The sequence below is a fragment of the Kribbella sp. genome (assembly GCF_035655035.1).
GTDB lineage: Bacteria > Actinomycetota > Actinomycetes > Propionibacteriales > Kribbellaceae > Kribbella.
The window spans coordinates 1-2,966 of sequence record NZ_DASRVN010000519.1 but is presented as its reverse complement, the minus strand read 5'-3'; the positions used below and the strand labels follow the sequence as shown (position 1 = coordinate 2,966).

At 65.3% G+C, this 2,966-nt stretch carries 4 protein-coding genes, 1 rRNA gene and 1 pseudogene; 5 read left to right on the top strand and 1 reads right to left on the bottom strand.

Annotated elements, in window-relative coordinates:
• Window positions 1–587: pseudogene (locus VFF46_RS28345) on the top strand (hypothetical protein); the annotation flags it as partial.
• A 59-nt stretch (window positions 588–646) separates the two neighbouring features.
• Here the strand turns inward: VFF46_RS28345 and VFF46_RS28340 are convergent.
• Window positions 647–940, bottom strand: coding sequence for a hypothetical protein (locus VFF46_RS28340; protein WP_325040275.1), 294 nt, complete (start codon window positions 938–940; stop codon window positions 647–649).
• A gap of 139 nt (window positions 941–1,079) precedes the next feature.
• Here VFF46_RS28340 and VFF46_RS28335 point away from each other — a divergent pair, with 139 nt between their 5' ends.
• The 4 genes from VFF46_RS28335 to VFF46_RS28320 form a co-directional block, all read left to right on the top strand.
• Window positions 1,080–1,433: a helix-turn-helix domain-containing protein gene (locus VFF46_RS28335; RefSeq protein WP_325040274.1), complete on the top strand. Its 354-nt coding sequence runs from the start codon at window positions 1,080–1,082 to the stop codon at window positions 1,431–1,433.
• 50 nt (window positions 1,434–1,483) lie between these two features.
• Window positions 1,484–1,687 (top strand): KTSC domain-containing protein, encoded by a 204-nt coding sequence (locus VFF46_RS28330; RefSeq protein ID WP_325040273.1) that lies wholly within the window; start codon window positions 1,484–1,486, stop codon window positions 1,685–1,687.
• A gap of 72 nt (window positions 1,688–1,759) precedes the next feature.
• Window positions 1,760–1,975, top strand: a complete 216-nt coding sequence (locus VFF46_RS28325) for a hypothetical protein (RefSeq protein ID WP_325040272.1) — start codon at window positions 1,760–1,762, stop codon at window positions 1,973–1,975.
• An 852-nt stretch (window positions 1,976–2,827) separates the two neighbouring features.
• A 16S ribosomal RNA gene (locus VFF46_RS28320) occupies window positions 2,828–2,966 on the top strand; the annotation flags it as partial.

Here is a 2,966-nt window from a genome sequence, read left to right as displayed (position 1 = left end):
TGCTCGGTGAGCCGGCGCTCGACGAGAAGGGGCAGGTCCGGAGCTGGGCGACCGAAGTACGGCTGCGACTGCCGGACGCGGACCAGAAGCATCTTCAGCACCTCGCCGCACTGCATCGCCGCGAGCAGACCACGCTGCTCGAACGGCGGATGGAGCAGGACAAGCGGGCCTATCTGAAGGACGACGTCTTCGCCACGCCTGGGTCGGCCGCGGTGTGGTGGCTGGTCAACCATCCCGGCGAGGTCGAGACCGCTCTCGGGCTGCTCGACACGTTGGCGGAACTGTCGGCCGCGGCGAACGACCTCCCCGGACGGCGTACCACCGCCGAGGAAGTCGAACGCCCGCGGCCGACCCGTGCCGAACTCGCCTTCAGCACGGCGGTCGAAGAACTGACCGGGGCGGCTCAGCCCGCGGACGCGAATGACGCCCCGGCGAGCCAGAAGACCCCGGCGGCGGAGTCGCACCAGCGCCCGGTCCCGCGCCGAGCCGGCTCCGAGCGGACCGGCTCCGAGCGGAATGGCTCCGAGCGGAACGGCTCCGATGCAGAGCAGCGGATGAACTACCGGGAGCAGTTCTTCACCGAGTAGGCCGGCGAGGCGGGCTGGCAGCAGGGTGTGCCCGCCCCGCCGGCGATCGATACGCATGGCTACTCGTCCAGCCAGCGGATCGTGGTCCGGCCGTTGTGGCCGTGGACGGTGAGCAGGGCGTCGATCCCGTCCTGCCAGACAGTTGTGGTCGGGTAGCAGCCGCCCCAGCGCAACGCGACCGTGCCGTCGCTCCACTGCACGCCCTCCGCGACCACGCCCGTACCGCTGATTCCGGACACGTCCTCGTGCCGGAACAGCTGGAAACAGCGCGGACCGGAACGGTTCGTGATGCGCAGGTGACGTCGCTGCGTGGTGCGCAGCAGCGTCGCGGTTCTTCCGCTGGTCTCGTCCATGGCCCAAGTCAACGTCCAGCCGGCTGTCCGGACCAGGAACTCAACCGGTATCCACAGCGCACAAATTCGGCCCACCGACGGTCACCGGATCGCCATATTCTCATTGCAGGGAGTAACCGATTCGCAAGGGAGCTGACCGATGACAGTCATCGACGAGTGGACGGGCAGACACGCGCACGCACTGCGTACGGCTCTGCGCCTAACGAACGAGGCCTTCGCCGAGCGGCTCGGGATCTCGCCGCGCACGCTGACCAAGTGGCGGGAGAGACCCGAGCTCGTACCAAGCCCCCTCCTCCAGGAGGCCCTCGACACCTACCTCAAACAGGCGCCGCCGGACGCGCACCTCCGATTCGCCGCGAACCTCGGGCTGGACAACCGTCAGGTGCCGATCGACAACGCGGTGCTGAGCCAGCTGAACACGGCGCTCGGCGACCTGGCGCGGGCCTTGGCACGCTTGCAGACCGACGATCCGGAGCGAACTTCGTCGCCGTGACCGCCGGCGGAGGCAGACTGGGCGCAGCGTGAGCGCGGAAGGAGCCGCGGATGAGGCGACGCCCGGTGGACTCGTCGAGCGTGCGATCGGTCGGATGGACCGACGGCACGCTGGAGCTCGAGTATGTGAACGGCTACATCTACCAGTACTTCGACGTCCCGCAGCCGACGTACGCGGCCCTGATGGCCGCGCCCAGCATCGGCGCCTACGTCAACAAACACATCAAGCCGTACTACGAGTTCCGCGAGCTCTGAAGTTTCTGCGCCGCTCCCGGCGGGCACCGGTGGAGCGTTCACACGGGGGTGCGCCTACCTCGGGAGGTACACATGCGCACTCACACCGGGTCCCGCGCCATCGCGATCATCATCGTGGTCTGGCTGGTGATCGGACTGGCAGCCGCAGCGCAACGGAGCTACTTCTCCGGCTCCAGCGCGACCTGCGCCAAGGTCGGTACGACGCTGGTGACGATCGTCGCCGGTCCGCTCAACTACGTCGGGGCCAATCCGAAGATCAACTGCTCCGCTCCGCGGCCATCGCGGTAGGCCGACGAGGTCGGCTCGACATGCTTGGTGCGAACTGGGGCCGAGTTCGAGCGCGTCCGGGAATAGGTCCTGGGGGAGTGCGGTTACACCTCGTGCCGCCCGGTTTCATGACCCCGGGCCTCAACTTCAGCCGCTACGAGCGGCCACTCGCCGAGAGGCGTCTGCTGGGCGGTGCGGTACGTGACAGGTGGGAGCCGGCTGACCGGCTCCCACCTGGTCGTCCCACCCAGCACGAAAACCGCTTGTGTGGGTGCGGCATGATGGAAGTGTCGCTCGTGGAGACGCCTGGCGTTGCCCGAGTGAGTGATGTGACCAGAGGGACGAGCACTGCTTCCCTCGACGCCGGACGACCGGCGGCGAGGACGGGTGCCGGGAGCCTCGGACAGCGGTCCGGGACCCCGATTTGCATCCGCACCATGAATGTCAGTAATGTTCTTCTTGTTGGACGGAAGCGCAGGACGCGAAAGCGGCCGGCCCGCCAACAAACTCCCTGAAGGTCTCGGAAGCCGAAACACGCCTCGGCGGGTTTCGGACACTGAGTCGCGCAGGGAGACTGGATCGAAAAAGGCCGATTTGACCGGCTGGAAGCGAAACAGTAAAGTTGGGCGAGTTGCCCCGGAGCTTCGAACGAAAGTAAGAAGCGCGGTGTGCGTCCGATTCTTGAGAACTCAACAGCGTGCCGAAAGTCAATGCCGAAAGATGCATTAACCCCGTCTACAGGCATTCAATGTCTGTGGCGGATTCCTTTGAAATATAACGGATGACATGCCAGTAATGGTTTTGTTTCTGATGTTCAAAGGATCGCTTTTCGATTGTCGACTCTCAGTTCTTTGGGGCTGGTTGTCATATTTTTCAACGGAGAGTTTGATCCTGGCTCAGGACGAACGCTGGCGGCGTGCTTAACACATGCAAGTCGAGCGGTAAGGCCCTTCGGGGTACACGAGCGGCGAACGGGTGAGTAACACGTGAGCAACCTACCCTCAACTTTGGG